Origin of the sequence: Paraburkholderia sp. BR14312, assembly GCF_040948675.1 — a bacterium.
Classification (GTDB): Bacteria; Pseudomonadota; Gammaproteobacteria; order Burkholderiales; family Burkholderiaceae; genus Paraburkholderia; species Paraburkholderia nodosa_A.
Genome location: NZ_JBFPKI010000001.1, coordinates 740,341 through 762,820, shown reverse-complemented (window position 1 = coordinate 762,820; position 22,480 = coordinate 740,341). Strand labels below are relative to the sequence as shown.

Annotated in this window: 18 protein-coding genes; 10 read left to right on the top strand and 8 right to left on the bottom strand. The window is 65.1% G+C overall.

Annotated features, from left to right (window positions below; translation table 11 throughout):
* Positions 1-18 precede the first annotated feature (18 nt).
* The 6 genes from groL to AB3X98_RS03380 all read left to right on the top strand — a co-directional run bounded on the left by groL (position 19) and on the right by AB3X98_RS03380 (position 7,315).
* Positions 19-1,641 (top strand): chaperonin GroEL, encoded by a 1,623-nt coding sequence (gene groL / locus AB3X98_RS03405; protein WP_368602791.1) that lies wholly within the window; start codon positions 19-21, stop codon positions 1,639-1,641.
* A gap of 111 nt (positions 1,642-1,752) precedes the next feature.
* Positions 1,753-2,013, top strand: a complete 261-nt coding sequence (locus AB3X98_RS03400) for a hypothetical protein (RefSeq protein WP_069263040.1) — start codon at positions 1,753-1,755, stop codon at positions 2,011-2,013.
* A 291-nt stretch (positions 2,014-2,304) separates the two neighbouring features.
* Entirely contained in the window at positions 2,305-3,246 is a 942-nt protein-coding gene (locus AB3X98_RS03395; protein ID WP_368602792.1) for a LysR family transcriptional regulator, read from the top strand.
* A gap of 73 nt (positions 3,247-3,319) precedes the next feature.
* Positions 3,320-4,729: an FAD-dependent tricarballylate dehydrogenase TcuA gene (gene tcuA, locus AB3X98_RS03390; RefSeq protein ID WP_368602793.1), complete on the top strand. Its 1,410-nt coding sequence runs from the start codon at positions 3,320-3,322 to the stop codon at positions 4,727-4,729.
* Complete coding sequence (tcuB, locus tag AB3X98_RS03385) at positions 4,716-5,930, top strand: tricarballylate utilization 4Fe-4S protein TcuB (RefSeq protein WP_368602794.1); 1,215 nt, start codon at positions 4,716-4,718, stop codon at positions 5,928-5,930. The genes tcuA and tcuB overlap by 14 nt, the downstream gene beginning before the upstream one ends.
* A gap of 68 nt (positions 5,931-5,998) precedes the next feature.
* Positions 5,999-7,315 (top strand): MFS transporter, encoded by a 1,317-nt coding sequence (locus AB3X98_RS03380; RefSeq protein ID WP_368602795.1) that lies wholly within the window; start codon positions 5,999-6,001, stop codon positions 7,313-7,315.
* A 241-nt stretch (positions 7,316-7,556) separates the two neighbouring features.
* On the opposite strand, the gene AB3X98_RS03375 is transcribed toward AB3X98_RS03380, so the two are convergent.
* Positions 7,557-8,510, bottom strand: a complete 954-nt coding sequence (locus AB3X98_RS03375) for a LysR family transcriptional regulator (RefSeq protein ID WP_368602796.1) — start codon at positions 8,508-8,510, stop codon at positions 7,557-7,559.
* Between the two features lie 101 nt (positions 8,511-8,611).
* Between AB3X98_RS03375 and AB3X98_RS03370 the strand changes: the two genes are divergently transcribed.
* Positions 8,612-10,033 carry an aldehyde dehydrogenase family protein gene (locus tag AB3X98_RS03370; RefSeq protein WP_368602797.1) on the top strand — a complete coding sequence of 474 codons (1,422 nt, stop codon included), beginning with the start codon at positions 8,612-8,614 and terminating at the stop codon, positions 10,031-10,033.
* 84 nt (positions 10,034-10,117) lie between these two features.
* On the opposite strand, the gene AB3X98_RS03365 is transcribed toward AB3X98_RS03370, so the two are convergent.
* Both AB3X98_RS03365 and bla read right to left on the bottom strand, forming a co-directional pair.
* Positions 10,118-11,851 carry a methyl-accepting chemotaxis protein gene (locus AB3X98_RS03365; protein WP_368602798.1) on the bottom strand — a complete coding sequence of 578 codons (1,734 nt, stop codon included), beginning with the start codon at positions 11,849-11,851 and terminating at the stop codon, positions 10,118-10,120.
* 149 nt (positions 11,852-12,000) lie between these two features.
* Positions 12,001-12,906 carry a class A beta-lactamase gene (gene bla, locus AB3X98_RS03360; RefSeq protein WP_368602799.1) on the bottom strand — a complete coding sequence of 302 codons (906 nt, stop codon included), beginning with the start codon at positions 12,904-12,906 and terminating at the stop codon, positions 12,001-12,003.
* Between the two features lie 97 nt (positions 12,907-13,003).
* Between bla and AB3X98_RS03355 the strand changes: the two genes are divergently transcribed.
* Positions 13,004-13,882 carry a LysR family transcriptional regulator gene (locus AB3X98_RS03355; protein WP_069263031.1) on the top strand — a complete coding sequence of 293 codons (879 nt, stop codon included), beginning with the start codon at positions 13,004-13,006 and terminating at the stop codon, positions 13,880-13,882.
* A gap of 28 nt (positions 13,883-13,910) precedes the next feature.
* Here the strand turns inward: AB3X98_RS03355 and AB3X98_RS03350 are convergent, their stop codons facing one another.
* Genes AB3X98_RS03350 through AB3X98_RS03335 form a run of 4 tightly spaced genes read right to left on the bottom strand, consistent with a single transcriptional unit; the run spans position 13,911 to position 17,468 of the window.
* Positions 13,911-14,408 carry a DUF523 domain-containing protein gene (locus AB3X98_RS03350; protein ID WP_368602800.1) on the bottom strand — a complete coding sequence of 166 codons (498 nt, stop codon included), beginning with the start codon at positions 14,406-14,408 and terminating at the stop codon, positions 13,911-13,913.
* A 36-nt stretch (positions 14,409-14,444) separates the two neighbouring features.
* Positions 14,445-15,473 (bottom strand): Zn-dependent oxidoreductase, encoded by a 1,029-nt coding sequence (locus AB3X98_RS03345; protein ID WP_368602801.1) that lies wholly within the window; start codon positions 15,471-15,473, stop codon positions 14,445-14,447.
* 35 nt (positions 15,474-15,508) lie between these two features.
* The gene (gene manD, locus AB3X98_RS03340) at positions 15,509-16,717 is read right to left on the bottom strand and encodes a D-mannonate dehydratase ManD (RefSeq protein ID WP_069263028.1); all 1,209 of its coding nucleotides are present in this window, start codon (positions 16,715-16,717) and stop codon (positions 15,509-15,511) included.
* Positions 16,718-16,736: 19 nt separating this feature from the next.
* Positions 16,737-17,468, bottom strand: a complete 732-nt coding sequence (locus AB3X98_RS03335; protein ID WP_368602802.1) for a GntR family transcriptional regulator — start codon at positions 17,466-17,468, stop codon at positions 16,737-16,739.
* A gap of 135 nt (positions 17,469-17,603) precedes the next feature.
* On the opposite strand from AB3X98_RS03335, the gene AB3X98_RS03330 reads away from it, so the two are divergent.
* Together AB3X98_RS03330 and AB3X98_RS03325 are read left to right on the top strand one after the other, a co-directional pair.
* Positions 17,604-19,079 carry a mannitol dehydrogenase family protein gene (locus AB3X98_RS03330; protein ID WP_368602803.1) on the top strand — a complete coding sequence of 492 codons (1,476 nt, stop codon included), beginning with the start codon at positions 17,604-17,606 and terminating at the stop codon, positions 19,077-19,079.
* Positions 19,080-19,121: 42 nt separating this feature from the next.
* Entirely contained in the window at positions 19,122-20,423 is a 1,302-nt protein-coding gene (locus AB3X98_RS03325) for an MFS transporter (RefSeq protein ID WP_368602804.1), read from the top strand.
* 35 nt (positions 20,424-20,458) lie between these two features.
* On the opposite strand, the gene AB3X98_RS03320 is transcribed toward AB3X98_RS03325, so the two are convergent.
* Positions 20,459-22,480: an FAD-dependent oxidoreductase gene (locus AB3X98_RS03320; RefSeq protein WP_368602805.1), complete on the bottom strand. Its 2,022-nt coding sequence runs from the start codon at positions 22,478-22,480 to the stop codon at positions 20,459-20,461.

Genomic DNA, 22,480 nt, shown 5'->3' with positions numbered 1-22,480 from the left:
TTTACCCGGAGCAAGAACATGAGTGCCAAAGACGTCAAATTCCATGACAGCGCCCGCGCCCGCATCGTCAAGGGCGTGAACGTGCTCGCCGATGCCGTGAAGGTCACGCTCGGACCCAAAGGCCGCAACGTGCTGATCGAGCGCAGCTTCGGCGCGCCGACCATCACGAAGGATGGCGTGTCGGTCGCGAAAGAAATCGAACTGAAGGACCGCTTCGAGAACATGGGTGCGCAGGTGGTGAAACAGGTTGCATCGAAAACCGCCGACGTGGCGGGGGACGGCACCACCACAGCCACGGTGCTTGCGCAGGCGATCGTGCAGGAAGGTATGAAACACGTCGCCGCGGGCATGAACCCGATGGATCTGAAGCGCGGCATCGACAAGGCTGTCGCCGCCGTGCTCGACGAACTGCGCAAGCTGTCCAGGCCGATTTCGACGAACCGCGAAATCGCTCAGGTCGGTTCCATCTCGGCCAACGCTGACGAGGCAATCGGGAAAATCATTGCTGACGCGATGGAGAGAGTCGGCAAGGAAGGCGTAATCACGGTCGAGGACGGCAAGTCACTCGAGAACGAACTCGACGTGGTCGAAGGCATGCAGTTCGACCGCGGCTACGTGAGCCCCTACTTCATCAACGATCCCGACAGGCAGGCCGCATATCTCGATGACGCGCTGATCCTGCTGCACGACAAGAAGATCTCGAATATCCGGGACCTGCTCCCGGTTCTCGAAGCGACGTCCAAGGCAGGCAAGCCCCTGCTGATCGTCGCGGAGGACATTGACGGTGAAGCGCTGGCCACGCTTGTGGTCAACGCGATGCGCGGCATCCTGAAGGTCGCCGCCGTCAAGGCGCCCGGTTTCGGCGATCGTCGCAAGGCGATGCTCGAGGACATCGCCGTCCTCACGGGTGCGACCGTCATCTCGGAAGAGACCGGCAAGCAGCTGCAGAAGGCCACGCTCGAGGATCTCGGGTCAGCAAAACGCGTCGAGGTCCGCAAGGACGACACCATCATCATCGATGGCGCCGGTGACGAAAAGCGCATCGAGGCGCGCGTGCACTCGATCCGCAGGCAGATCGAGGAAGCGACGAGCGATTACGACCGCGAAAAGCTACAGGAGCGCGTCGCGAAGCTCGCTGGCGGCGTGGCCGTGATCAAGGTCGGCGCGGCCACCGAAGTCGAGATGAAGGAGAAGAAGGACCGCGTCGACGACGCGCTGCACGCCACGCGTGCGGCGGTCGAGGAAGGCATCGTGCCGGGTGGTGGCGTCGCGCTCGTGCGTGCGCGTTCGGCCGTGACGAGCCTGAAAGGCGTCAACAGTGATCAGGACGCTGGCATCCAGATCGTGCTGCGCGCACTCGAAGCGCCCATGCGCGTAATCGCCTCAAATGCGGGCGATGAGCCTTCGGTGGTCATCGCGAAGGTGCTCGAAGGCAAGGGCAACTTCGGCTACGACGCGGCCACCGGCGAATACGGCGATCTTGTCGTGGCGGGCGTAGTCGATCCGACGAAAGTCACGCGCACGGCTCTGCAGAATGCGGCATCGATTGCAGGGCTCATCCTGACGACGGATGCAACGGTGGCCGAAGCGCCGAAGGACGACAAGCCGGCGCAGGCGAGCGCGCCGGAACTGGAGTACTGACCGCATCGGTTCCGCTCTGCACCGGTCATCAAGCCCGGCCGGTGCATTTCTTCGGCATCGTTCTTCCTGTCTTCGCGGGAGCGGTGCCGCTTTTTTTGCACCATAACCGCCATGAAACTCGAACTTCATATTGACTCAAGACCGCTCGACGTCGAGATCGATGATGTCGTGGCGGGGCTACTCGCCGTGCGGCTCAATCTGCCTGACGGCGAGGACCATCGCGACGCCCTCGCGCGCTATCTGAGCGAGAAGGGGAAACCCTGGATCCTGGACGAAGAGCATATGCGCAGGCGCATCCTTCGCCGGCTGATTCTGGAAATTGCTGACCCGGCGCTCGTAATCCGCCATCTGATGGCAGACGATTCACCGTGAGCAGACAGCCGAAATAATACGCTTTCCGCACGCGACTCTATTCGCATTCCTGCATGAAATCCGACGATAAGCGAGCGCGCGTCTGATCATCAACGAGGCTTCCTCCCGGCGTGCCCGATCTCTGCCTCGATCAGCCGGCAACCCCACTCGATCGCGACGCCGGGCCCGATTCATGATGAAATGGCAAGTGGCGAACCTGTTACGTTAGCCGCGCTTATGGGCATCGAGCAGCGGAAACTAACTGGATGCGCGCGAACCGGTTCTCCGGGACCGCATACTCTGAGACTTTCGATGGAACTTCGGCAGTTGCGATATTTTGTCAGCGTCGTCGAACACGGCAGCATGGGCAAGGCCGCGCTCGAGCTAGGCATCGTCACCTCGGCGCTCAGCCAGCAGATCAGCAGGCTGGAAGGCGAACTCTCGACGCGCCTGCTACAGCGAACTTCGAGCGGCGTCGTTCCCACCGACGCGGGACTCGCCTTCTGGCGCCAGGCGCAACTCGCGCTGCGCCACGTCGACGATGCCGCTCTGGCCGCGCGCCAGGCTCGCCTCTCGGGTCATGTCAGCGTGGGCCTCGCGCCGAGCACGACAGGCGTGCTCGGTCTCGCATTCATGCAGGCAATGCGCGAGCGGTATCCCGACGTGCGGCTGCGCATGGTCGAAAGCCTCTCCGGTTATCTCGGCGCGATGCTCGGCGCCCGGCAAATCGATCTCGCGATTCTGTTTCGTGAAGAGCCCGCGCAGCGCTGGAGCGTCATGCCCTTGCTCGATGAACGGCTGTTCGTAATAGGCGCGTCGACGCTGCAAGGCATGCCCGCAAGATCGCGCACGTCGATCGCGAAACTGGGCCCCCTGCCGCTGATCCTGCCGAGCGGCACACACGGCCTTCGCGCACTGCTCGACGCCGCATTCAAGCGCGCTGGCTACACCCCGCGCATCGCCGCCGAAGTCGACGGCCTCGCCATGCTCATGGACGCCGTGCGCGGTGGGCTCGGCGCGACGATTCAGCCCGGAGCGGCGCTCGCACGCGCAGAAAACGCTTCACTGGCGAGCGTGCCGCTCGTCGAGGCATACGCGACAAGACCGAACCTGATTGCGAGCGTCTCGGACGACGAACTTTCTCCCGCGGGGCTTGCCGCGCGCGTCGTACTCGCCGATGTCGCGCGCGATACCGTCCTGGCAGGCCGCTGGCCCGGCGCAACGCTGCGCCAACCCGCCCTTCACGAATCCTGAAGACCCCTTGCCGTCTCCCTGATGGCCGCGCCGGACGGAGCTTCTTATAGTTGTCTCAAAGGAGACAACCCAGATGGTGGACGTTCTTGTAATCGGCGGAGGCAATGCCGCGCTGTGTGCCGCTTTGATGGCGCGAGAAGCCGGCGCCTCCGTCCTGCTTCTCGAATCGGCGCCGCGCGAATGGCGCGGCGGAAATTCCCAGCACACTCGCAATCTGCGCTGCATGCACGATGCGCCGCAAGACGTGCTGGTCGATGCTTATCCGGAAGAGGAATATTGGCAAGACTTGCTCAAGGTGACCGGCGGCATCACGAATGAGGCGCTCGCGCGGCTCGTGATCCGGGCATCGTCGACATGCCGTCCGTGGATGCGCAAGCACGGCGTGCGCTTTCAGCCGCCGCTTTCCGGTGCCCTGCACGTCGCGCGGACCAATGCGTTCTTCATGGGCGGCGGCAAAGCGCTCGTGAACGCCTACTACCGCAGCGCCGAAGCGATCGGGGTCCAGATCCGCTACGACACGCCTGTCGACGCAATCGAACTCGACGCAGGCCGCTTCGTCGCGGCGCGCAGCGGCGTGCAACGTTTCGAGGCGCGCGCCTGCGTGCTCGCGGCCGGCGGATTCGAATCGAATCGCGAGTGGCTGCGAGAAGCGTGGGGACAAAACGAGCGCGGCGAATGGCCCGCCGACAACTTTCTCATTCGCGGCACGCGCTTCAATCAGGGCCTGCTGCTCAAGCACATGATCGAAGCAGGGGCGGATGCGATTGGCGATCCGTCGCAGTCGCACTGCGTCGCCATCGACGCCCGCGCGCCGCTCTATGATGGCGGCATCTGCACGCGTATCGACTGCGTGTCGCTCGGCGTAGTCGTCAATCGCGACGCGCAGCGTTTTTACGACGAGGGCGAAGACTTCTGGCCGAAGCGCTATGCGATCTGGGGACGGCTCGTCGCGCAGCAGCCGGGCCAGATCGGCTATTCGATCATCGACGCGAAGGCCGTCGGGCGGTTCATGCCTCCGGTGTTCCCGGGCGCGAAAGCCGCTTCGCTGAGCGAACTGGCGCGTCAACTGCATTTGCCCGAAGCGGCCTTCGTCGAGACGATTCGCGCCTACAACGCCGCGTGCCGCGACGGTACCTTCGATCACACGGCACTCGATGACTGCCGCACCGAAGGCCTCACGCCAGCGAAAACCCACTGGGCGCGGCCCATTGATACCCCTCCCTTCTTCGGCTATGCATTGCGGCCGGGCATCACGTTCACGTACCTGGGACTCAAGGTGAATGACCACGCGCAGGTGCATTTCGGCGGACGCCCCAGCGACAACCTTTTCGTTGCAGGAGAAATGATGGCCGGCAACGTGCTCGGCAAGGGTTATACCGCGGGCGTCGGCATGTCGATCGGCACCGCGTTCGGACGCATTGCCGGCACACAGGCTGCGATGGCTGCTGCTCATTACACTGGAGTTCAACGTGCAAAAGCTTGAAGCGCTTGCCCGCGAGGCGCGGGAACTCGCCTCGCCTTCCGTCATCACCGGCTACACGGCCACGAGCGAGCCCGCGGCGCCGATCATCCGCGTGCTCCCGCTCACGCAAAATGAAGCGGAAGTCGCACGGCAGATGCAGATCTGCAATGCGTGCCGTTACTGCGAAGGATTCTGCGCGGTCTTCCCCGCGATGACACGGCGCCTCGAATTCGCCAAGGCGGACGTCAATTATCTCGCCAACCTGTGCCACAACTGCGGCGCGTGCTATCACGCATGCCAGTATGCGCCGCCACATGAGTTCGCCGTGAACGTGCCGAAGGCGATGGCCGAAGTCCGCGTCGAAACCTATGCGGAGTATGCGTGGCCCGCACCGATGGGCGCACTCTACAAGCGCAACGGATTGACCGTCGCGCTTGCGCTCGCGATCGGACTCGCCCTCTTTCTGATGCTTGGCATCGGGTTCAGGGGTTCGCTGTTCGCAGGCAATCTGGGCGGCAATTTCTATGCGATTTTCCCGCATAACCTGCTCGCGGCGATGTTCGGTTCGGTCTTCGGCTTCGCGATCCTCGCGCTCGGCGTCGGCGTGTCGAGATTCTGGCGTGACGTGTCTGCGGGACCGGCCAGCGCGCCGGCCATCGCCGAGGCCGCGAAGCACACGCTTACCCTGACGTATCTCGACGGAGGCCATGGCGACGGCTGCAACGAGTCGAATGACGCCTTTACGCTCGCACGCCGGCGTTTCCATCATTTGACCTTCTATGGATTCATGCTGTGCTTCGCGGCTACGGCGGTGGCCACCTTCTATCACTATGCGCTCAATCTGCACGCGCCTTACCCGGTCCTGAGTCTGCCCGTGATGCTCGGCACAGCGGGTGGTGCCGGTTTGCTCGTCGGGCCGGCGGGCCTGCTCTGGCTCAATCTGCGCCGCGACCCGAGCCGGGGCGATCCGAAGCAGCGCCCGATGGACCGTGGATTCATCGCGCTGCTGCTCTTGACCAGCGTTTCGGGTCTCGCGCTCCTCGCGTGGCGCGACACCGCCGCGATGGCGTGGCTCCTGGCCCTCCACCTCGGCGTCGTGATGGCACTCTTCGCCACGCTGCCTTACGGCAAATTCGCCCACGGAATCTATCGCTGTGCGGCGCTTCTCAAGTCATCGATCGAAAAACGACAGGCCAGCCGCCTGCAACCCGGCTCGGACTAACGGCGGTCCTCGAGGCAATACCTTCGACGGGCGGCCGCACTTACATAACACATCCATGGAGACAACTCATGCATCCCTCATCGCTCAACGCCGGGGATAGCGCGCATGGCCGAACGTCGAAGTTTGGCGCAGTGCTGCGCGTGACCAGCGGCAACTTTCTGGAGCAGTTCGACTTCTTTCTTTTCGGCTTCTATGCGACTTACATCTCGCGCATCTTCTTTCCGTCCACGAGCGAGTTCGCCTCGCTGATGCTCACCTTCGCCGTGTTCGGCGCGGGCTTCCTGATGCGCCCGCTCGGCGCGATCATATTGGGCGCATACATCGATGAAGTGGGGCGCCGCAAAGGGTTGATCGTCACACTGTCGATCATGGCGAGCGGAACGATCCTGATCGCGTGCGTCCCCGGATATGCGACGATCGGATTTCTGGCACCCGCTCTCGTGCTGCTCGGGCGCCTGCTGCAAGGCTTTTCCGCTGGCGCCGAGCTGGGCGGCGTCTCTGTCTATCTGGCGGAAATGGCGACGCCGGGGCACAAGGGCTTCTATACAAGTTGGCAGTCCGCGAGCCAGCAGGTTGCAATCGTGGTCGCAGCCGCTCTCGGCTATCTGCTCAACCATCTGATGACGGCCAGTGAAATCGGCGCATGGGGATGGCGCGTTCCCTTCTTCGTCGGTTGCGCTATCGTGCCGGTTATCTTTCTGTTGCGACGCACGCTGCAGGAAACCGACGAGTTCAAAGCGCGCACGCACCATCCGCGCGCACGCGAAGTGTTCGCCACGATGCTGCAAAACTGGCGGACGGTGCTCGCGGGCATGATGCTGGTCGCCATGACGACTACCACGTTCTACCTCATCACGGTCTACACGCCGACCTTCGGCAAAGCCGTTCTGAAGCTCACTACCGCAGACAGCCTGATCGTCACGCTTTGCGTGGGCCTCTCGAACTTCTTCTGGCTGCCCGTTGGTGGAGCGCTCTCGGATCGCATCGGCCGCAGGCCGATTCTTATCGCCATCACCGCGCTCGCTATCTGCACGTCGTATCCGGCGCTCTCCTGGCTGTCATCGGCGCCGAGCTTTGCTCGCATGCTCGTCGTGCTGCTGTGGCTCTCGTTCTTCTTCGGCATGTACAACGGCGCGATGGTTGCAGCACTCACTGAAGTCATGCCCGCCGAGGTCCGCGTGGCCGGTTTCTCGCTCGCGTTCAGTCTCGCCACCGCGGTTTTTGGAGGTTTCACGCCCGCCGTATCGACGTATCTCATCGAGATTACCGGCGACAAGGCCGCGCCGGGATACTGGCTCAGTTTCGCCGCCGCGTGCGGACTCGTCGCGACTCTCGTGCTGTATCGCCGGGGCGGCGCAGCCGGGCGGTTCGCATCGCTCGCCTGAACGCTACTCTTGCGTCAGCCACCGCAAGCGAGGCCACCGCGGTGTCCCTTTTCCGTGTCGGCATTGAGAAACCTTGAATGATGACGTTCGCGGTCTTCGTGCGCGCGGTTCGATTCGTGATGTCCGTTTCCATGCGTCTCTCCATCGTGGAGAGGTCGGTATTGCGTTCGGATCGTACGCAACGGAAACGGGAATCCACGATAGTCGCGATCGGAACCAGCGATGATCGCGTGCGCCACAATCAACCCTTGGTGGCAGCCCCGCGCCGGCTCTTTTTCGCGGGCGCGGCAGCACGCTTACGCACGGCGTCGGCGTGTTCGCGAATCGTCTCGATCAGCGCGCGCAACCCCGCCGGCGCGTGCCGCCGCCCGGTGTAATAGAGGCAGAGCCCGTCGAGCGGCGGCGTCCAGTCCTCCAGCACGCGCACCAGCGTGCCCGCCGCCAGGTCCGCATTCACGTTCCATTCGGTCAAATATGCAAGGCCGAGTCCATCGCGCGCGGCCGCGAGCATGAGACCGGGCTCGTCGAGCGTCAACGTGCCCTCCACGTCCACGCGCACGGCTTGCCCGCGCCGCTCGAACTCCCACTGGTAGATTTGCCCGCTCGGCATGCGACTGCGTATGCAGCGATGCGCCTTCAGATCGGCTGGCGTACGCGGCGGCTTGTGTTTCGCAAAGTACTCCGGACTGCCAACCACTGCGAAACGCTGACGGTCGCCGAATGGCACGGCGATCATGTCCTGCGGCACCGTTTCGGCGAGACGAATGCCGGCGTCGTAGCCTTCGACCACGATGTCGATGAGCCGCCCTTCCGTAACGAGATCGAGCTTCATCTCGGGATAGCGCTGCAAATAAGCGATGAAAACGGGCATAACCTGCTTCGCCGCGCCAACCGAAGCGTTGATGCGCAATGTGCCGGAGGGCGTATCGCGAAAGCTCCCGGCCTGGTCGAGCGCCTCGCGGATCGTGGACAACGCGGGCGCGACGCTGCCCACGAACTGCGCGCCTGCTTCCGTCAACGCCACGCTGCGCGTCGTGCGGTTGAAGAGCCGCACGCCGATGCGTGCTTCGAGCGCCGCCACCGCGTGGCTGAGCGCCGAAGTCGACACGCTCAGTTCGTCTGCCGCCGCGCGGAAGCTGCGATGGCGCGCCACGGCCAGCACGGCTTCGAGTTCCACCAGCCCCGATGTTTTCATTGTCCCAAATCGCTCAACATGTCATGCATCATTGTACGGCTAGTCAACGCAATGCAAGGCGTCTATCTTGCGTTCATCGACTCACGTTTTCTGGAACAGCCATGCAGATCATCGACAAAATCTATATCGACGGCGCGTTCGTCACGCCGCACGGCGAGGAACACTTCGACCTCTTCAACCCCGCGACCGAGACGGTGATCGGCCGCGTGCGCCTCGCCGATGCGGCGGACGCTGACGCGGCGATCGCCGCCGCCAAGCGCGCGTTCCCGGCGTTTTCGTGCACCCCGAAGGCGCAGCGCATCGAGATGCTGATGGCGCTGCACGAGGCCGTCGTCGCGAGCGAGGACGCGCTCTTCGAAGCGATCGTGCAGGAGTACGGCGCACCGGTCTCGCGCGGCCGCTGGATGGCGCAGCACGCCTCCAACGTGTTGCGCGACGCCGCGCAGACGCTGGAAAGCTACACATTCACGCGGCGCGCAGGCACGGCTGAGGTCACCATGCAGCCGCTTGGCGTAGCGGGGCTGATCACGCCGTGGAACAGCGACGCGGGCTTCATCTGCGGCAAGCTGGCAGCCGCGCTCGCGGCGGGCTGTACGGCCGTCATCAAGCCGAGCGAGATGAGCGCGATCCAGACGCGCATCGTGACCGAGGCGCTGCATTCGGCAGGCTTGCCTGCGGGCCTCTTCAACATCGTCACGGGCCGCGGCGACACCGTGGGCGCGCGCATCGCCGCGCATCCCGACGTCGCCAAGATTTCATTCACGGGTTCGACCGCAGTGGGCAAGTCGATCCTGCGCACGGCTGCGGAAACGCTCAAGCGCGTGACGCTCGAACTGGGCGGCAAGTCGCCGGTCGTCGTGCTCGACGACGCGAATTTCGACGTAGCCGTGCCGCTCGCGCTGCAGGCTGGCTTCATGAACAGCGGGCAAGCATGCATTGCGGGCACGCGCATTCTCGTGCCGCAGTCGCGGCTCGTCGAATTCGAAGCGCGTGTCGTGGAAGCCGTCGCGCAGATTCAAGCGGGCGATCCGTGCGACACGCGCACGAGCGTCGGCCCGATGGTGAGCCAGAAGCAATGGGAACGCGTGCAGCGCTATATCGGCATCGGCATCGACGAAGGCGCACGCCTGATTGCGGGCGGCGCGGGGCGGCCCGAGGGTATCGAGTCGGGCTGGTTCGTGCGTCCCACTGTGTTCAGCGGCGTGACGAACGACATGACCATCGCGCGCGAGGAGATTTTCGGGCCGGTGCTTTCGATCATCGCGTATCGCGACATGGAGCACGCCATCGAGATCGCCAACGACACGCCCTACGGCCTGCAAGCCTACGTGCTCTCGACCGATGTCGCGCGTGCGCGCCGCGTGGCCGCGCAGATCGAAGCGGGCCGCGTGCTCGTCAATACGCTCGCCCACGAGCCGGCTGCGCCGTTCGGCGGCTTCAAGCAATCGGGGATGGGGCGCGAGTACGGCGCCTTCGGGATCGAAGCGTTTCTGGAACCGAAGTCCACGCTCGGCGTGCTTTGATGCGCTGCTAGCCGCATCAAAAATGCAAACGCCCCGGTTGTGCTGCTAACCGGGGCGTTTGAACTGCGCTTTTAGCGCGCTACATCAGAAGGTCTGCCAGTCGTCATCGGACGTGGCCGTTGCCGGTTCGCGGCGGTCGGCCTTCGGAGCGGACGCAGCGGGGGCACGCACGGGTGCAGGCCTGGAAGCTGCGGGACGCCTGACCGTTGCGCTCGCAACGGCCTTCGCCGCCGGCGCGATGCTCGTCGTGGCCGCACGGCCCGCCGAGCCGATGTTGAACACGGACACCAGTTCGCGCAACGCCGCTGCCTGCGAGGACATCGACTGCGCGGCCGCCGACGCTTCCTCGACGAGCGCCGCGTTCTGCTGCGTGACCTCGTCCATCTGCGTGACGGCCTGGTTGACCTGCTCGATGCCGGTGCGCTGCTCGCCCGAAGCCGCCGAAATCTCGTTCATCAGGTCGGCAACGCGCTTGACCGATTGCACGATCTCGCCCATCGTGCGGCCCGCATCGTCCACGAGCGCCGTGCCGTTGTTCACGCGCTCGACCGATACGCTGATGAGTTCCTTGATTTCGCGCGCTGCCGTCGCGCTGCGCTGCGCCAGTGTGCGCACTTCGCCGGCCACCACCGCGAACCCGCGGCCCTGTTCGCCGGCACGCGCCGCTTCCACGGCCGCGTTGAGCGCCAGGATGTTGGTCTGGAATGCGATACCCTCGATCACCGAGATGATCTGCGCGACCTGCTCGGAGCTGTTGGCGATATCGCGCATCGTATCGACCACGCGCCCCACCACTTCGCCGCCGCGCGTGGCCGTCTGCGAAGCCTGGCCCGCCAGCGTGTTGCCCTGGGTCGCGTTATCGGCGTTCTGCTTCACGGTCGCCGTGAGCTCTTCCATGCTCGCCGCCGTTTCTTCGAGCGAAGCGGCCTGCTCTTCGGTGCGCTGGCTCAGGTCGGTGTTGCCGGCCGCGATCTGCGCGGAAGCCGTCGCAATGCCTTCGCTGCCCGTGCGCACGCGGCCCACCAGGTCGACGAGCCGCTCGTTCATGTGACGCAGCGCGCCGAGCAACTGGGCCGCCTCGTCGGTGCCCACCACTTCGATGCGTGCGGTCAGATCGCCGCGCGCCACCGTTTCGGCCACGTCCACGGCGCGAGCGATCGGGCCCGTGATCGAACGCGTGATGAAGAGCGCAATCGTGGCCCCAAAGCCGATGGCGATCAGGATCAGCGCGATCGTCCACGCGACCGCGCTTCGGTACGCCGCCTTCGCCGCGGCGACTTCGGCGGTCGAGCCATTGTGATTGAGGGTCACGTCCTGGTTGATGAGATCCATCACGCCCGTGAACGACTTCGCCGATGCGGACGCGACCGCAGCGCGGGCATCCGGCGCTCCGCCGTCGGCGGACATGATCAAGGCCTCGATCTTCTTGTCGTCGTCCAGATATTGCGACCATGCGGTGCCGATCGAATCGGCCACGCGGCGCTCTTCAGCCGAAGAGACCAGCTTGGAATAGCTGTCGAACATCGTGCCGAATTGGCTGATCATCTGGGCGTGCTGGTCGTCCAGTGCGGCCTTCTCGCTGGCGTCGTTGGTGATCAGCATGCGCAGCGACGTGCGGCGCACGTCCTGCGCCTGATTGCGCATGTTCCCGAGCGTCTCGACGCTAGGCAGCCAATTCGTGCCGATTTCTTCCGTGCCGTCGAATATGCGCGAGGCCTGAAGGAGCCCGATGCCGCCCACCGCGCCGAGCAGGAGCAACACAATGGCAAAGCCCGCGCCGAGACGCGGACCGATCTTGATTCTGGTAAGGAATGACATGGGGACGCCGTAGTGAGAGGTCATCCCTATTGACGACATCGACGTCAAAAAATTAAGTCAATGTTGCAAATATAACAACGCGTAAGGAAGCGAACGTTGAGCGAACGATCGGTCTCTTTTCATACGATCAGGATGCCGTATCAATTGCATCAGAGATTCGCCGCCCATACTCCGACCTGCGCGATCGCCGCATCGCGCTGAGCCGAACTCGCATGCGTGGCGCCGGTGAGATAGGTCGTGACGAGAATAGGGGCGCGTTCCGTGGGCCAGACAATTGCCACATCGTTTGCCGTGCCACGGTCGCCGGTGCCGGTCTTGTCGCCCACGCGCCAGTCTTTCGGCAAGCCTGCGCGCAAACGCGCGTCGCCGGTCTTGTTGGCGACGAGCCATGCAATGAGCTGCTCGCGCGATGCCGCAGACAGACGCTCGCCCAGCAGCAATTCGCGCAGGTTCGCGACCATGGCGGCAGGCATGGTCGTATCGCGCGGGTCGCCGGGGATCGCTTCGTTGAGCGTGGTCTCGTTGCGATCGAGGCGCGTGACCGGGTCGCCAATGCTGCGTGCGAAGGCGGTGATCGCGGGCGGTCCGCCAATGCTTTCCAGCAACAGGTTAGCCGCCGTGTTGTCGCTGCGCGTGAGCGCGGCTTCGCACAGTTCGGCGACCGTCATGCCCTCACTACCCGCGCGCGGTCCGCTCACCGGCGAATACGACACGACTTGCGCAGGCGAATACACGATTTTGCGCGCGAGGTCTTCCTTGCCGTGATCCTTGCGCGTGAGCACGGCCGATGCGAGCAACACCTTGAACGTGCTGCACATCGGAAAGCGCTCGTGCATGCGCCATCCGCGCACGTGCCCGTTTGCCGTATCGAGCATCGCCACGCCGAGCCGCCCGCCTGCCTGCGCCTCGATGGCGGCGAGCTGCTTTTCCACTGCGCCAGCGGGCGCCGCGCCCGCTTCCGGCGCTTGTCCCGCCGTGGCGCCGAACGCGTGAGATGCAACGCCAGCTATCGCACTGCCCAACACTGTCATCGTGAATCGACGTCGCGTGATCATGGCCTCTCCCTGAAGTGCCGCCACTATCGCGCGTTCTCGCCAGGGTGACAAACGATGATAAATTGCGCGTTGCCCCAGAAAAACTTATGACTCGATCATGCGAACGTATCTGCCCCTCAATGCCCTGCGTGCCTTCGAAACGTCGGCGCGGCACCTGAGCTTCACACGCGCGGCGAGCGAGCTGAACGTCACTCAGGCGGCCGTGAGCCAGCAAGTCCGCACGCTCGAGGAGCGGCTTGGTGCGACCCTCTTCAAGCGCCTGCCGCGCGGCCTTGCGATCACCGACGAAGGTCTCGCGCTGCGCCCCGTGCTCACCGATGCGTTCGACCGGATCGAAGCCGTATTGCGGCAATTCGAGGGCGGCCACTTTCACGAGGTGCTGACCGTGGGGGCCGTGGGCACCTTCGCGGTGGGCTGGTTGATGCCGCGCCTGAAGTCGTTTCACGACGCGCATCCGTTCGTCGAGCTGCGCATCATGACGAACAACAATCTCGTCGATCTCGCGGGAGAAGGTCTCGACTTCGCCATCCGGTTCGGCGACGGCACCTGGCCCGGTTCGCGCGCCGCGAAGCTGTTCGACGCGCCGCTCGCCGCGCTCTGCACGCCCGATATCGCGCAGCGTCTGCAAAGCCCTGCCGATCTCGCCAACGAAAAACTGCTGCGCTCGTATCGCGCCGACGACTGGACGCTCTGGTTCGAAGCCGCCGGGCTCGCCCCGCGTCCGGTGCGCGGGCCCGTATTCGATTCGTCGCGGCTCATGGTGGAAGCAGCAATGCAGGGCGCGGGCATCGCGCTCGCCCCGGTTTCGATGTTCGAGCGCGATCTCGCGGCGGGCAGGCTCGTGCGGCCCTTCGATATCGAGGTGCAGGCCGGCAGCTACTGGCTCACGTCGCAAAAGGGGAAAACGGCGACGCCCGCCATGCGCGCGTTCAAGCAATGGATCGTGAGGGAAGCCGGCAGCGGCGAGGAAGCGTGATTGCGCGGTAATCGCCGTAGTTACGGTGCTACGCGCTCGCCTGCGTGAGCCGCGCGTGAAGCGCTTCGATTTCCGTTTCGGCAAAGACCTCGATGCCGTGCTCGCGCAGCAACGCAGTCGTCACCCCTGCGCCCGCATGCTTGCGGCCCGCAAAGCTGCCGTCGTAAATGGCACGGCTGCCGCACGAAGGGCTGCCATCGGTCAGCAACGCGTAGCGGCAGTCGTGGGCTAACGCCAGTTCGAGCGCGACGCGGGCGCCTTCGACGAAATACGCGGAGACGTCCTCACCGCGCACGTCGATCACGTGTGCGATCCCCGCCAGCACCGCGGCGCCCGAAGCGGCGTTTGCGATCTCCGCAGGCGGCCTCGGCACGCCGAACCCGCCTGAAACTTCCGGGCATACGGGCACGAGCCGCCCCTCGCGCTGCCACTGCTCCATCAATGCATGCGCAACGGTTTTCGCCGAGCCGTCGTATCGAACCGGATTGCCAAGCAGGCAAGCGCTAACGAGTATTCGGGTGAGCATGCGCGAAGAGATTCTGTTGCACGAAGGTCCCGCATTTTACGCGCCGAAGTCGAGCAACACCTTGCAAGTTTCGCGCGGATTGTGCTCTGCCAGTTCGAACGCGCTGCTCACCTCGCGAAAATCCACCTTGTGCGTGATGATCGATTCCGGTGTGACGAGCCCGCGCTCGAGCCAGTCGATCACGGTCGGGAACATCGCGCAGTTCAGGCGCGAGGCGCACAACGTGAGTTCCTTTTTCGTCAGCTCCTGCTGCGCGATGGCCGAAGGCGTCGACGAAAAGCCGAGCAACCCGATACGTCCCGCAGGCGCCGCGAGCCGCACCGCTTCTTCGAGGATGGTCGGATGGCCCACCGCGTCGAAGATCAGCGTGGGGCCGTCTTCCACGCCGCGCGTGCGCAGCGCGTCGGCCAGCGGCTCGTTGCGCGTGTTGATCGTTTCGTCGGCCTGCGCCCCGCAATTGCGTGCGAGTTCGAGCCGCTCGTCGAGCTGATCCGTAATGAAGGCACGCACGCCGTACACGCGCTTGAGCACCTGGAGGATCGTCAGGCCGACGGTGCCCGCGCCGTAGATCAACGCAACGTCGCTGGCCAGCACACCGGTGCGCGCTGTAACGTTCGCCGCCACGGCGAACGGCTCGACAATCGCCGCGCACGATTGCGCAATGCGCTCGGGAATGCGGTACGCGTTGCGCGCGGGCGCACACACATACTGGCTGAAACCGCCGTCGCGATGCACGCCCAGCACGACGAGATTGCGGCACACGTTCTGCCGCCCGATCTGGCATGCGTGGCAACGCCCGCAGCTGATGACGGGATCGACGGCCACGAGTTCGCCCACGCGCGCGGCATCGACACCGTCGCCCACGGACTCGATGCGGCCCACGAACTCATGGCCGATGATTCGCGGATACGACACGAACGGATTGTGCCCGCGATAGATGTGCAGGTCCGAGCCGCAGATGCCCGCATAACGCACCCGCACGCGCACTTCTCCCGCTGCGGGCGTGGGCGTGGGCATCTCGCGCACGGCGAGGCTGTTCGGTTGATCGACTACGACGCTCAACATAGTGGACGCTTCCATGAATATTTGATCAGGTCTGCCTACCAGTTCCACATCGACCCGTCGCGCAGACGGGCGACCGGCAGATAGGCGCGTTCATAGGGATACTTCGCGGCCAGCGTCTCGTCGATGTCCACGCCGAGCCCCGGCGCTTCGTCCATCACGAGGAAACCGTTCTCGAAGCGGTACTGATGCGGGAACACGGCATTCGTGAGCGCGTTGTGCGGCATCAGTTCCTGAATGCCGAAGTTCGGCGCCCACAGGCCGAAGTTCACGGCGGCGGCCATGCAGACCGGCGAAAGATCGGTGGCGCCATGGAAGCCCGTGCGCACCTGGTACATGGCCGCGTAATCGGCAATGCGGCGCATATGCGTAATGCCGCCCGCGTGCACGATGGTCGCGCGGATATAGTCGATGAGCTGCTCGCGTATCAGGTCCTTGCAGTCCCAGATCGAGTTGAACACCTCGCCCACCGCAAGCGGCGTGCTCGTGTGGCTGCGGATCAGGCGGAAGCTCTCCTGGTTCTCGGCCGGTGTCGCGTCCTCCAGCCAGAAGAGGCGATACGGCTCCAGGTCGCGGCCCAGGCGCGCGGCCTCGATCGGCGTGAGGCGGTGGTGCGCGTCGTGCAGCAGATGCGGGCCGAAGCCCACGGCCTCGCGCACCTTGCGAAAGAGTTCGGGCGTATGGCGCAGATAGAGCGCCGTGTCCCACGGTTCCTCGGGCGGCAGCCCCTTTTGGGCGGGCTCGTATTCGCCCTTGACCTTGCCCACGCCATACACCTTGTCGAGACCGGGCACGCCCGACTGCACGCGAATCGCTTGGTAGCCCTCCTCCACATGCTGGCGCACGGCGTCGATGGCTTCTTCGTGGTCGCGCCCGTTTGCGTGGCCGTAGACCATCAGCCCTTCGCGGCTCTTGCCGCCCAGCAACTGATACACGGGCATGTTCGCGAGCTTCCCCTTGATATCCCAGAGCGCCATGTCGATCGCGGCGATCGCGGTCATCGTGACCGGGCCGCGCCGCCAGTACGCGCCGCGATAGAGGTATTGCCAGATGTCCTCGATATTGCGGGGGTCGCGGCCCACGAGGCACGGAAACACGTGATCTTCGAGGTACGAGCGCACGGCCAGTTCGCGGCCGTTGAGCGTCGCGTCGCCGAGACCGTACACGCCTTCGTCGGTCACGATCTTCACGGTCACGAAATTGCGGCCGGGGCAGGTGACGATCGTCTGCAACCGTTCAATCTTCAATTGCTGTCTCCACTCTGTTTCATTCGACGAAATAGTCGGGCACGCGCGCCCGCACTTCCGGCAGATGCGAGCCCACGCGGTCGATATGGCTCGCCACCGTCGCGCCCAGTTGCGCGAAGTTGCGCGAGGCAATATGCGCGAGGATCAACTCGTGTTCGCGCAGCGCGCGCTGCGCATGGTCCGCCACGCGGTCGAGCAGCAACCAGCGCACGCGATCGAACTGGCGTTTCATTGGCTGCAGCATTTCCCACACATGCGAGCGGCCCGCGAATTCGAACAGGCGCCGGTGCATCAGCTCGTCGAGATCGAAAAAGCGATCGACGTCGCCGCGCGCGACGGCGTCACGCTGGTCATCGACGATCCGGCCGAACTCCGAGAGCTGCTCGGGCGTGATGGTCTGGGCCAGCTGCACGTGGTTCGCGCATTCGAGCGTGCTGCGCGCGAAACGTCCCTCTTCGAGCTGCGACACGGAGATCGGCGCGACGATCGTGCCGACCTTGCGGTAGATGTTCACGAGATGTTCGTCGGCGAGCTGCGCAAGCGCTTCGCGCACCGGCGTGCGGCTGACCTGCAGCGCTTCGGCAATCGCGGCTTCGGAAAGGCTTGCGCGCGGCGGCAGCGAGCCGCGCACGATGGCGTCGCGCAGGAAGGCGTGCACCTGCGGGCGATAAGACGCGTCGGGATTGGCGACGAATCCGCTCAGTGCGGCGAGGACGGTGTCCTCTTGCGGTTCGATGACGGTCTGGCTCATGTCGGTAACGGGAAACGGTTTGTACCATGGTAGCAAATGCGCTGTACGGTCACCGCATAGCGTTAACCCCGATAAAACGAGATAAAGCATCGGACTAAGCTTCAGTCATTCGTATTCGTACCATGGTACAAAGCAATGACGGCACCTCTTCTATGCGAGCGCTCACTAACTAAAGCCGCGTCGACCGTGCGCCAGCCGGGATACGACCGCCAGCGCGTGCGCCCCGGCATCGTCCATCTCGGGCTCGGTGCGTTTCATCGCGCGCACCAGGCGCTCTATACGGAAGCGCTGCTCGAGCGCGGCGACACGCGCTGGGGCATCGTCGGCGTGAGCCTGCGCGAGCGGCGCGTGCCGCAGGCGCTGGCTGCCCAGGACTACCTCTATTCGGTGACCGAGCGCAGCGGTGAGACGGCGGCGTGCCGCGTGGTCGGCGCGCTGCGCGGCGCGCTTTACGCGCCCGAGGCGATGGACCGGGTGCTCGGCGCAATTGCGGACCCCGGCGTGGCCATCGTGAGCCTGACCGTGACCGAGAAGGGCTACAGCATCGCGCCCGCCGGCGCCGAGCTGGACGCCGGCGACCCCGGCATCCGCCACGACCTCATGACACCCGATGCGCCCCGCACCACGCTTGGCGTGCTCGCCGCGGGCATCCGCAGCCGCCTGGCCAGCGCGCCGCTTACTGTGGTCTGCTGCGACAACATGCAGGCCAACGGCGACACGCTGCGCAAGCTCCTGATCCAGTATGCGGAGCAGTTCGACCCGGCGCTCGCGCGCCGCATCGGCGAGACGATCGCGTTTCCCAACACGATGGTCGATCGCATCGTGCCGGCCGCCACGCCCGCGTCGCTCGACGCGGCTGCCACGCAACTCGGCCTGCACGACGAAGCCGCGATCGTATGCGAGCCGTTCACCCAGTGGGTCATCGAAGACCGCTTCAGCGGCCCGCGCCCCGCGTGGGAAGACGCGGGCGCGCTGCTCACACGCAATGTGCACCCGTACGAGGCCATGAAACTGCGCCTCCTGAACGGCTCGCATTCGGCGATTGCGTATGTCGGCCAGTTGCGCGGGCGCGAAACCGTTTCCGATGCGATGGGCGATCCTGCCATGGCCGCCTTCGTGCGCGCGCTGATGACCGAGGACCTGCTCGCCACCGTGACGGTCCCACCCGGCTTCGACGTTCATTCGTACTGCCAGGATCTGCTGGCGCGCTTTGCCAACCCGACGCTTGCGCACCGTACCGGTCAGATCGCGACAGACGGCACCCAGAAAGTGCCGGTGCGCTGGCTACCCGCGCTGCGCGAGAGCCTCGCGCGCGGTATCGAGCGCCCCCATCTCGAACGCGCGCTCGCCGCCTGGCTGCACTACCTCGCGACCGAACGCAGCGACATGGGCGCGTCGCTCGCGGTGAGTGATCCTGGCGCCCCCGCACTTGCCGCGAAGCTGCGCGGCGCGAGCACGGCGCTCGATACCGTGCAAGCCGCCCTCTCGCACACGAGCGTGTTTGGCGCAACGCCCTGGCCGCAGGCGTTCGCCGATCGGCTCGCCGGACATCTGCAATCGCTGCGCCTGCACGGCACGAACGCGCTGCTGGCTTGCCCCGCCCCTGCCTGATGCCGCACGCGCGCCCATATCTATAAAGACTGGAGACTGAACATGAAGCAACGCACGATGGGATGGATAACCGTATTCCTGTTATTCCTCGTCTACGGCATCAACTATCTCGACCGGGTGGCGCTTTCGATCACCGCACCGCTCGTTCAAAAGGACCTCGGCATCGATGCGGCGCAGATGGGCATCGTGTTCAGCAGCTTCTTCGTAGGCTATGCGCTGTTCAACTTCGTGGGCGGCCTCGCGAGCGACAAGCTCGGGCCGAAGATCGTGTATGTCCTCGCGGTCGGGCTGTGGTCGATCTTCTGCGGGCTCACGGCCGTGGCCGTGGGCTTCGCGAGCCTGCTCGTGCTGCGCGTGCTTTTCGGCATGGCCGAAGGGCCGCTCTGCGCAGGCGCGAACAAGATGGTCAACAACTGGATGCCGCGCGACATCGCCGCGACTTCCATGGGACTCCTGAGCGCCGGCTCGCCGCTCGGCGGCGCAATTGCCGGCCCGGTCATCGGGCTGCTCGCGATCAGCTTCGGCTGGCGCCCCGCGTTCTTGATCATCTGCGCGATTGGCCTCGTATGGTGCGTCGCGTGGATGCTGCTCACCGCCAACCGTCCCTCGGAAAGCCGCTTTGTCAGCACGCTCGACGAAGCCGAGCCCGCGCGGCGGGGACAGGGCGTCGCGCACACGAGCCGCGCGGTGCCCGACAGCGCCGCTTCTTTGCCGCTTTCGGCATGGCTGCGCCAGCCGCTCGTGATCGCAACGGCCGTGGCGTTCTTCGCCTACAACTACGTGCTGTTCTTCTTTCTGAGCTGGTTTCCCAGCTACCTCGTGCAGGCGCATCACCTCAACATTCGCGAGATGAGTCTCGCCACCGTCGTGCCGTGGCTCGTGGGCACCGTTGGCCTCGCGGCGGGCGGCGCGATCTCCGATGCGATTTTCCGCTGGACCGGCAAGCTCATGCTCTCACGCAAGCTTGTCCTGTCGACGTGCCTCGCGGCGACGGGCGTGTGCGTGGGCGTTGCCGGCCTCGTCCATACGGCTGTCGCGGCCATCGCGCTGATGTCCATCGCGCTCTTCCTGCTCTATGCGACGGGTGCGCTCTACTGGGCGATCGTGCAGGACGTCGTGCATTCCGCGAGGGTGGGCAGCGTGAGCGGCTGCATGCACTGCGTGGGCAGCCTTTCGGGCGTGATCGGGCCGGCAGTGACGGGCTTGCTGGTGGAGCGCAGCGGCTCGTTCGCCACGGCGTTCGTGCTGGCCGGTGCGGTTGCACTCACTGGCGCGGCGCTCTCGGCAATTTTCATTCGCGACGCGCGCAAGAGTGCGCCGCTCACGGACGAAGCATATTCGTGACCAGCGCGTAACCAGCGCATGCGCCAGCAGCGACGTCATATCGTTAGCGCGAGCCGCGTGGCCTGATCGATAGCGCGCAACGCATCGAGTTCGGCGGCGACATCGGCGCCGCCTATCACCTTCGGTTTCGCTGCGCGCGCGACGAGTTCGTCATAGAGCGTCCGATTCGAATTCTGGCCCGCGCACAGCACGACATGATCGACGGCGAGCACATGCGGCTTGCCGTCGACGCGATAATGCAGGCCTTCGTCGTCGATCGCGTCATAGGTCACGCCCGACGTCATCATCACGTGCGCCTTGCGCAGCCGGGCCTTCAGGATCCATCCCGTCGATTTGCCGAGGCTCCTGCCGAGTGGTTCCTCCTTGCGCTGAAACATGTGCACGCTACGGCGCGGCGCGCCATGAGCGTCGCTACGCGTCAAGCCGCCCGCATCCGCATTCTCAGGATCGACGCCCCACGCGCGGAAAAACGCACCGCGGTCCAGCGATTCCTGCTCATCGCCCAGCAGATACTCGGCCACGTCAAAACCGATACCGCCCGCGCCGATGATCGCCGCGCGCGCGCCCACTTCGACCTTGCCCGCGAGCACATCGATGTACGACACCGCCTTCGGATGATCGACACCTGCAATATCGGGCACGCGCGGCGTGACGCCGGTGGCGATGACGATCTCGTCGAACGCCTCGCTGGCGAGTTCATCAGCCGTAGCGGCTTCCCCAAGCCGCAACGTCACGCCAAGCCGTTTTAGCCGCACCTCGAAATAGCGCAGCATCTCGTGAAACTCGGCTTTGCCGGGGACGACCTTCGCCAGATTCAGCTGCCCACCCAGCCGCGCATGCGCTTCGAACAGCGTGAGCGTATGGCCACGTTCGGCGGCGTTGATCGCGAACGCCATGCCGGCCGGTCCGCCGCCCACGACCGCGATGCGTTTGGGCTGCAAAGCCTTGCCCGCCGCGAATTCGATCTCGCGCCCGGCGCGCGGATTGACGAGGCAAGTGGCCGTGCGTTCCGTGAAGATGCGGTCGAGGCAGGCCTGATTGCAGCCGATGCAGGTGTTGATTTCGTCGGCCACGCCAAGCCGCGTCTTCTTCGCGAAGTCCGGATCGGCCAGTAGCGGGCGCGCCATCGAAACGAGATCGGCCACACCGGAGGCGATCAGTTCCTCCGCGACCTCGGGCATGTTGATGCGGTTCGACGCCATCACCGGAATCGACACCGCCTCTTTGACGTTGCGAATCGCGTCGCGCCAGGCCGCGCGCGGCACGCACGCCGCGATGGTCGGCACCGCCGATTCGTGCCAGCCCACACCCGTGTTGATGAGATCCGCGCCGGCCGCTTCGATCTCCTTCGCGAACGCCGCGATCTCGGCGCCGCTCATGCCGCCTTCCACGAGATCGATTGAAGAGATACGGTAGATCAGCATGGGCTCGCGGCCCATTTCTGCGCGCACGGCGCGCACGATGTCGAGCGCGAAGCGGATGCGGCCTGCGAAGTCGCCGCCGAATTCGTCGGCGCGCGCGTTGGTGACGGCGGCCGTGAACTCGTTGATGAGATAGCCTTCCGAGCCCATGATCTCCACGCCGTCGTAGCCGGCTTGAACCGCCAGCGCCGCCGTGCGGGCGAAATCATCGATGGTGGCGCGCACTTCCTGAGTGCTGAGCGCGCGCGGCGCGTACGCGTTGATTCGCGCCTTGGCGGCCGATGGCCCCACGCACTCCGGCACTTTCGCATAGCGGCCCGCGTGCAGGATCTGCAGCACGATCTTGCCGCCCGCTTCGTGAACCGCGTGCGTCACCGCGCGATGCTCGTCGACCTGCTCCGCGCGATTGAAAAGCGGGCCGCCCGCCTCCATCACGCCTTCGGCATTCGGCGAGAACCCGCCGCTCAGAATCAGGCCGATCTCGCCGGCCGCGCGCGCCGCATAGAACGCGGCGAGGCGCTCTTGCGGACGGTCGAGCGTTTCGAGCCGCGTGTGCATCGCGCCCATCACCATGCGGTTGGGCAGCAGCGTCGCGCCAACGCGAAGCGGGGTCAAAAGCCGATCGTAGGTCGCCAT

Excerpts from the sequence above, each read along its gene's own strand:
- groL (WP_368602791.1), top strand. The coding sequence starts at position 19 with ATGAGTGCCAAAGACGTCAAATTCCATGACAGCGCCCGCGCCCGCATC.
- AB3X98_RS03400 (WP_069263040.1), top strand. The coding sequence starts at position 1,753 with ATGAAACTCGAACTTCATATTGACTCAAGACCGCTCGACGTCGAGATC.
- AB3X98_RS03395 (WP_368602792.1), top strand. The coding sequence starts at position 2,305 with ATGGAACTTCGGCAGTTGCGATATTTTGTCAGCGTCGTCGAACACGGC.
- tcuA (WP_368602793.1), top strand. The coding sequence starts at position 3,320 with ATGGTGGACGTTCTTGTAATCGGCGGAGGCAATGCCGCGCTGTGTGCC.
- AB3X98_RS03380 (WP_368602795.1), top strand. The coding sequence starts at position 5,999 with ATGCATCCCTCATCGCTCAACGCCGGGGATAGCGCGCATGGCCGAACG.
- AB3X98_RS03375 (WP_368602796.1), bottom strand. The coding sequence starts at position 8,510 with ATGAAAACATCGGGGCTGGTGGAACTCGAAGCCGTGCTGGCCGTGGCG.
- AB3X98_RS03370 (WP_368602797.1), top strand. The coding sequence starts at position 8,612 with ATGCAGATCATCGACAAAATCTATATCGACGGCGCGTTCGTCACGCCG.
- AB3X98_RS03365 (WP_368602798.1), bottom strand. The coding sequence starts at position 11,851 with ATGTCATTCCTTACCAGAATCAAGATCGGTCCGCGTCTCGGCGCGGGC.
- bla (WP_368602799.1), bottom strand. The coding sequence starts at position 12,906 with ATGATCACGCGACGTCGATTCACGATGACAGTGTTGGGCAGTGCGATA.
- AB3X98_RS03355 (WP_069263031.1), top strand. The coding sequence starts at position 13,004 with ATGCGAACGTATCTGCCCCTCAATGCCCTGCGTGCCTTCGAAACGTCG.
- AB3X98_RS03350 (WP_368602800.1), bottom strand. The coding sequence starts at position 14,408 with ATGCTCACCCGAATACTCGTTAGCGCTTGCCTGCTTGGCAATCCGGTT.
- AB3X98_RS03345 (WP_368602801.1), bottom strand. The coding sequence starts at position 15,473 with ATGTTGAGCGTCGTAGTCGATCAACCGAACAGCCTCGCCGTGCGCGAG.
- AB3X98_RS03335 (WP_368602802.1), bottom strand. The coding sequence starts at position 17,468 with ATGAGCCAGACCGTCATCGAACCGCAAGAGGACACCGTCCTCGCCGCA.
- AB3X98_RS03330 (WP_368602803.1), top strand. The coding sequence starts at position 17,604 with ATGACGGCACCTCTTCTATGCGAGCGCTCACTAACTAAAGCCGCGTCG.
- AB3X98_RS03325 (WP_368602804.1), top strand. The coding sequence starts at position 19,122 with ATGAAGCAACGCACGATGGGATGGATAACCGTATTCCTGTTATTCCTC.
- AB3X98_RS03320 (WP_368602805.1), bottom strand. The coding sequence starts at position 22,480 with ATGGCGACCTACGATCGGCTTTTGACCCCGCTTCGCGTTGGCGCGACG.